The sequence below is a fragment of the Rothia mucilaginosa genome (assembly GCF_001061665.1).
In the GTDB taxonomy this organism is placed as follows: domain Bacteria; phylum Actinomycetota; class Actinomycetes; order Actinomycetales; family Micrococcaceae; genus Rothia; species Rothia mucilaginosa_A.
Window position 1 is genome coordinate 270,247 of record NZ_JVSP01000014.1, and the last position, 6,358, is coordinate 276,604.

A 6,358-nucleotide genomic window follows, 5' to 3' on the forward strand; every position below is an offset into this window, starting at 1 on the left:
CGCTCACCGTTTCGGTGGGCGGCTCATTGCGTGGGCCGGCCTCTTGGGTGGGCGGCTGTTCAATATACTTGTGGAAGATACCCACGCAGGAGGAGAACGTATGGATGCCGGTCTGATCGCCTTCATCGCGGGCATGATAGGTCTGCTGGTCGGCGTCCTGAGCATGAACGCGGTGGCCCGTAGTGAGCGTGAGCGTGAGCGTAGCCTCGTATCCGCACCGACGCTGCGTGACGGTGCGGCTCAGGTGCTGGCGGTGATTGGCCGCGCCTACCTGGTCATCGACGAGGTGGGGGGAGTGGTTCAGGCCTCGCCGGGCGCCTACGCGATGGGCCTGGTGCGCGGGCATACGGTCACCTCGCCCGAGCTGGCTAGCATGATTCGCACGGTGCGCCACCGCGGCATTTTTGCCGAGCAAAGCTTTGAAATTGACCGCGGCGAGAGCGAGGCACTGGTCCTGGATGTTCGCGTGGCCTCCCTGGGCGACGAATACATCCTGGTGCTTGCCGACGACCGCACCGAAATTTCTCGCGTGCAACGCATGCGTAACGACTTCGTGGCGAACGTGTCGCACGAGCTGAAGACACCCGTGGGCGCGGTGAGCCTACTCGCGGAGGCGATTGAGCAGGCTAGCGATGACCCGGAGGCGATTGAGTACTTCGTGGGCCGCCTGCACAAGGAGACGCGCCGCCTCTCCGCGCTGGTGCGCGACATTATCGAGCTCTCACGATTGCAGTCGACCGACGTGATTGCCCGTGGCGGCCCGGTGTCCGTGCCCACCCTGGTGGCGGACGCGATGGACCGCTCCCACCTGGCTGCCGAGGAGAAGGACATTCAGGTTTCCAGCCGCATTGAGGACGCCCCCGAGGTGTACGGCGACGCCGAGCTCCTGGGCATGGCCGTGCAGAACCTGGTGGAGAACGCGATTCGCTACTCGCCCGAACATACGAAGGTGGACATTCTGGTGCACCGCGTGGCCGATCAGCTGCTCATTGAGGTGTCGGATCAGGGGGTGGGTATTCCCGAGGATGAGCAGAAGCGCATCTTCGAGCGTTTTTACCGGGTGGACCCGGCTCGCTCGCGTCAGACCGGCGGCACGGGCCTGGGCCTGAGCATCGTGAAGCATGTGATGACTCAGCACGGCGGCAGTGTGACGGTGCGTTCGATGCCGCAGGAGGGCTCGACGTTTACGTTGGCCCTGCCGCTGACCGAGGCGCCGGAGGCACCGCTCACAGTGTAGTGTTAGCGGTATAGGTTTTATGGGAATCAAGGATAAAGTATGACGAAAATTCTGATTGTTGAGGACGAAGAGGCCCTGTCGGATCCCCTGGCCTTCCTGCTGGGGCGTGAGGGTTTTCAGACGGTCGTGGTGGATAACGGCCTGGACGCGCTGCCCACCTTCGAACGCGAGGGCGCCGACCTGGTGCTGCTGGACGTGATGCTTCCCGGCATGCCCGGCACGGAGGTGTGCCGTAAGCTCCGCGAGGTGTCCTCGGTACCGATTATCATGCTGACCGCCAAGGACTCCGAGCTGGATAAGGTGTTTGGCCTGGAGCTGGGCGCCGACGACTACGTGACGAAGCCCTACTCGGCGCGCGAGCTGATTGCACGCATCCGCGCGGTGCTGCGCCGCCGTTCCGCCGAGCCCGACATGCCGATGGACGCGGTTCTTACGGGCGGCCCCGTGCGCATGGACATCGATCGCCACGTGGTGACGGTCAACGGCGAGGAAGTACCCATGCCGCTGAAGGAATTCGAGCTGCTGGAGATTCTGCTGCGCAACGTTGGTCGCGTGATGACGCGCGGACAGCTGATTGAGCGTGTGTGGGGCGCGGACTACGTGGGCGACACGAAGACCCTGGACGTGCACATTAAGCGCCTGCGTTCCAAGATTGAGCCGGATTCTTCGGCACCGCGCTACGTGGTGACGGTTCGCGGCCTGGGCTATAAGTTCGAGAATTAGCGTCGAGCCGAGGAGAGTACGTATGAGCTTTACCGCTGATTCTGTGACCGCCGAGGCCAACGCACAGAACCGCTTCGCGCAGAACCAGCCCGCGCAGAACCGGCAGAGCAAAGACCCCTCGCGCGTGGCCATTATCGTGCTGGGTGCAGGTTCGGGAACGCGCCTGGGTGAGCCGATTCCGAAGGCCGCGGTCCGCGTACAGGGGCGTACGCTACTCGACCATGCCCTGCAGGGCGCCCGCGAGTCGCGGATTGCCGAGCACGTGGTGGTGACGGTGCCCGCCGGGTGCGAGAGCCTCTGCCCGGAGCTCCTTGAGGACGCGCACCGCGCCGAGGCGCTGGTGACGGTCGGTGGTGACACCCGCACCGCATCGGTGGTGGCGGCTCTTGACGCGCTTCGCGAGGCCGAGATCGCGGTGGATTACGTGCTGATTCACGATTGTGCCCGCTCTTTCACCCCGCCGGAGGTGTACCACCGCGTGCTGGAGGGCCTGGGCACCCGCGTTGCCGCGGGGACGGTGCGCGCGGTTATTCCGGTGTTGCCGGTGGTCGATACCATCAAGACGGTGGATGCCTCCGCGGTGGTTACTGGAACCCCGGCTCGCTCGAGCATGCGCGCCGTACAAACCCCGCAGGGATTCGAGGTGGCGGCGCTACTGGCGGCTCATGAGCGTAGCCGAGCCCTGCCTCCCGAGGAAGCCGAGCTGCTGACCGATGACGCGATGGCGATGGAGGCGGCCGGCGAACCGGTGCTGACGGTGGCCGGGCACGAGGACGCCTTTAAAGTGACCACCCCCATGGATCTGAAGGTGGCGCGGGCGCTCTTTGGCGGAACGCGCCCCTGAGTATCCCCTCTTCTTCTGTCTAATATCTATTGAGCGAAGGACCCATCATGACTGTTATTCCGCGCGTCGGCACCGGCGTTGACGTTCACGCTTTTGGCCCGGAGGGCACGCCCCTGCACATCGCCGGCCTGCACTGGTCGGGGGAGCGGGGCCTGAGCGGCCACTCCGATGGCGACGTGGTGGCCCATGCTGCCGCGGATGCGCTCTTCGCCGCCTCTGGCACGGGGGACTTGGGCTCGAACTTTGGTGTGGACCGCCCGGATATGAAGGGCGCCTCGGGTGTTCGTATTCTTTCGGAGGCCGTGGCGATTGTGCGTGCGGCCGGTTTCGAGATCGGCAATGTGAGCGTTCAGCTGATTGGTAACCGCCCGAAGTTCTCACCGCGCCGTGAGGATGCGAACCGCGTGCTCAGTGAGGCGGCGGGGGCCCCGGTGACGGTGATTGCGACGACTACCGACGGTTTGGGTTTGACCGGTCGCGGGGAGGGCGTGGCGGCGATTGCGACGGCTCTGGTGTATGAGCGCCACTAGGCCTCTGCCCGGCTTGCCCCATTCCGTAACCTATCGCCCCGGTGCCTGGACCGACCCCGTAAAATGAGAGTGTGACTATGCGTTTTTATGATTCAGCTTCCGCGACTATCCGCGAGTTTGAGCCCGTCGTGCCCGGTGAGGCGCGTATCTACTATTGCGGTGCCACGGTGCAGGGTGAACCGCACCTGGGCCATATCCGTTCTGCGCTGGTGTTCGACCAGCTGAGCCGCTGGATGCGCTACCGCGGCCTGAAGGTGACGACGGTCCGCAACGTCACCGATATTGACGATAAGATTTTGGCGAAGTCCGCTGATTCCATGCAGCCCGGTTTTGAGGGCGAGTTCCCGAATGAGCAGTGGTGGGCGCTCGCGTACCGTTTTGAGAAGGTGTTTGCTCGGGCCTACGCGGCGCTGGGTATTGACCCGCCGACCTATGAGCCGCGCGCGACCGGCCATATTCCCGAGATGTTTGCTCTGATTCAGCGCCTGATTGACCGCGGCCACGCCTACCCGGCGCTGGATGATTCGGGTGACGTGTACTTTGATGTGCGCTCCTGGGAGAAATACGGCTCGCTGACCAACCAGAGCATTGACGATATGCAGGATTCGGCGGATGCCGATCCGCGCGGTAAGCGCGACCCTCGTGATTTTGCGCTGTGGAAGGGCTATAAGGAGGGCGAGCCGCTGACCGCTTCGTGGGAGTCCCCGTGGGGTCGTGGCCGCCCGGGTTGGCACCTGGAGTGCTCGGCGATGGCCGGTAAGTACCTGGGTTCGCGCTTCGACATTCACGGCGGCGGTCTGGATCTGCGCTTCCCGCATCACGAGAACGAGCTGGCCCAGTCGACCGCGGCCGGCGATGATTTCGCGAACTTCTGGATGCACAACGGCATGGTCACCTACGAGGGTGAGAAGATGTCGAAGTCTATCGGTAATACGATTTCGCCGGCGCAGATGCTGGAAATGGCTCGTCCGCTGGTGGTTCGCTACTACCTGGGTAGCGCGCATTACCGTTCGGTGCTGGACTATCGCCCGTCTTCGCTGCAGGAGGCGGCAACGGCTATTGAGCGTGTTGAGTCGTTCCTGGCCGCAACTCAGGATTTGCTGAAGCCCGACCGCGAGGTGCCCGAGGCTTTCGCCGAGGCGATGGATGACGATATGAACATTCCTCGTGCCCTGGCGGTTCTGCATGAGCAGACTCGCGCGGGTAATGCAGCGCTCGCTGCCGGTGAGGACGCTTCGGAGGCCGCTAATGCCGTGATGGCTATGGCTGAGGTGCTGGGCCTGGCGCAGCTGATGAGCTTTAACGCTGAGGGCGCCTCGGATGCCGAGCATGAGGCTCTGGACTCCCTGATTCAGGCGGTTCTGGCGGAGCGTGCGGATGCGCGTGCCCAGAAGGATTGGGCTAAGGCCGATGCGATGCGCGACCTGCTGTTTTCCGCGGGTGTGAAGGTGCGTGACGGCGCTGAGGGTTCGAGCTGGAGCATTGCGTAGGTTGGTGGCGTGCCCCGCGTTCTGCGTTGGGGGCTTAGGCGTTGCGGGTCTTTTCGCGTAGACTCGTATTCATTATTTTGACGAAGGAAGAGAAGAATGGCTAAGGCAGGTTCGCGCCCGGGCGCTACCGGCAAGAAGAAGGGTGCTACTAAGGGCACCGGCGGTCACGGCCGTAAGGCCCTTGAGGGCAGGGGCCCGACTCCGAAGGCTGAGGATCGCGTTTACCACAAGGCGTACAAGATGAAGCGTGCGGCTGAGCGTCGTGCGGCGACCGGTACGAACCGTAAGTTCCAGACTCGTTTGGGCGGTAAGCGCGCCAGCGATGAGCTGGTGACGGGTCGTAACGCGGTGCTGGAGGCGCTGCGTACCGAGATTCCCTCGAAGCACCTGTATATTATGAGCCGCATTGAGGTGGATGACCGCGTTCGCGAGATCATGACGATTGCGAATAAGCGCAACATCCCGATGCTGGAGATTCCGCGTAGCGAGCTGGATCGTCTGACCGATGGTGCGGTGCACCAGGGCGTGGCGATGCAGATTCCGCCGTACAAGTACCCGGATGCTACCGATCTGGTGCTGGATACGATGGAGCGCTGGCACTCGGGTAAGCTGTCGACTCCGCCGCTGTTTGTGGCGCTGGATGGCATTACCGATCCCCGTAACCTGGGGGCGATTATTCGTAGCGTGTCGGCGTTTAGCGGTGACGGCGTGATTATTCCCGAGCGTCGTTCGGCTGCGGTGACCGCGGGTGCGTGGAAGACCAGTGCCGGTGCGGCTGCTCGTATTCCCGTTGCAATGGCGACTAACCTGACTCGTGTGATTCAGCAGGCTAAGGAGCAGGGCATCTTTGTGATTGGTCTGGATGGCGGCGGCGATATTGAGCTGCCGGCTCTGGAGCTTGCGAACGAGCCGCTGTGCGTGGTGGTTGGTTCGGAGGGCAAGGGCCTGTCCCGCCTGGTGACTGAGAACTGCGATCAGATTGTGTCGATTCCGATTGATTCGGCGATGGAGTCGCTGAACGCGGCGATGGCTGTGGGCATCACTCTGTACGATGTGTCCCGTCGTCGTGCGGTGGCTGTCGAGTAGGTTGTCGCGATAACCGTTCTGTAGGTTTATGAACGTAAGGGGGGAAGGCGTCCCGTGAGGGGCGCCCTCCCTCTTTGCTCTTGATGGCGGGTACGCCAGGGAACCGGGTCAGGGAACTGGTCGAGGAGCGGAAACGTAAGGATGCAGGGGAGGGGCGGTAGCCCATTCCCCCATCTTTTCTTCGTTTCGGGGGCCTTTTGCGCTTCCGTAGGGGGTTTTCGGAGTGAGTTTTGGGGGATTTTCGGGCTTTCGTGGGGATTTTTAAGATTTTTTCGAAGATTTTTTGAGGCCTTTACCCCGCATTGACTAGGGGTTTTGTTCCACTGTTCAAGTCAGAATGAACCTAAACCCCCATATTTGTGTCCCACTTCACCCTATTTCGGGTTGCGGGCCCGTATTCGGGTCTGTATAGTTGTATGAGTCGCCGCGGCGAGGAGGAAAAAACGAA

At 62.6% G+C, this 6,358-nt stretch carries 6 protein-coding genes; all 6 read left to right on the top strand.

Annotation, left to right across the window (positions count from 1 at the left end):
* Positions 1–100 precede the first annotated feature (100 nt).
* The 6 genes from ADJ95_RS07445 (at position 101) to rlmB (ending at position 5,910) form a co-directional block, all read left to right on the top strand.
* Positions 101–1,237, top strand: coding sequence for a sensor histidine kinase (locus ADJ95_RS07445; protein ID WP_049334004.1), 1,137 nt, complete (start codon positions 101–103; stop codon positions 1,235–1,237).
* 39 nt (positions 1,238–1,276) lie between these two features.
* Positions 1,277–1,960, top strand: coding sequence for a response regulator transcription factor (locus tag ADJ95_RS07450; protein ID WP_049334005.1), 684 nt, complete (start codon positions 1,277–1,279; stop codon positions 1,958–1,960).
* A gap of 22 nt (positions 1,961–1,982) precedes the next feature.
* Positions 1,983–2,804 carry a 2-C-methyl-D-erythritol 4-phosphate cytidylyltransferase gene (gene ispD / locus ADJ95_RS07455; protein WP_080974969.1) on the top strand — a complete coding sequence of 274 codons (822 nt, stop codon included), beginning with the start codon at positions 1,983–1,985 and terminating at the stop codon, positions 2,802–2,804.
* Between the two features lie 47 nt (positions 2,805–2,851).
* A complete protein-coding gene (gene ispF / locus ADJ95_RS07460) occupies positions 2,852–3,334 on the top strand; it encodes a 2-C-methyl-D-erythritol 2,4-cyclodiphosphate synthase (RefSeq protein ID WP_049334006.1) in 483 nt (160 codons plus the stop codon).
* 71 nt (positions 3,335–3,405) lie between these two features.
* Positions 3,406–4,824 (top strand): cysteine--tRNA ligase, encoded by a 1,419-nt coding sequence (gene cysS, locus ADJ95_RS07465; RefSeq protein WP_049334007.1) that lies wholly within the window; start codon positions 3,406–3,408, stop codon positions 4,822–4,824.
* A 96-nt stretch (positions 4,825–4,920) separates the two neighbouring features.
* Entirely contained in the window at positions 4,921–5,910 is a 990-nt protein-coding gene (gene rlmB / locus ADJ95_RS07470) for a 23S rRNA (guanosine(2251)-2'-O)-methyltransferase RlmB (RefSeq protein WP_049334008.1), read from the top strand.
* Positions 5,911–6,358: the final 448 nt, after the last annotated feature.

Bases quoted from the DNA above. Each gene is read 5' to 3' on its own strand.
- ADJ95_RS07445 (WP_049334004.1), top strand. From the start codon at position 101: ATGGATGCCGGTCTGATCGCCTTCATCGCGGGCATGATAGGTCTGCTG.
- ADJ95_RS07450 (WP_049334005.1), top strand. From the start codon at position 1,277: ATGACGAAAATTCTGATTGTTGAGGACGAAGAGGCCCTGTCGGATCCC.
- ispD (WP_080974969.1), top strand. From the start codon at position 1,983: ATGAGCTTTACCGCTGATTCTGTGACCGCCGAGGCCAACGCACAGAAC.
- ispF (WP_049334006.1), top strand. From the start codon at position 2,852: ATGACTGTTATTCCGCGCGTCGGCACCGGCGTTGACGTTCACGCTTTT.
- rlmB (WP_049334008.1), top strand. From the start codon at position 4,921: ATGGCTAAGGCAGGTTCGCGCCCGGGCGCTACCGGCAAGAAGAAGGGT.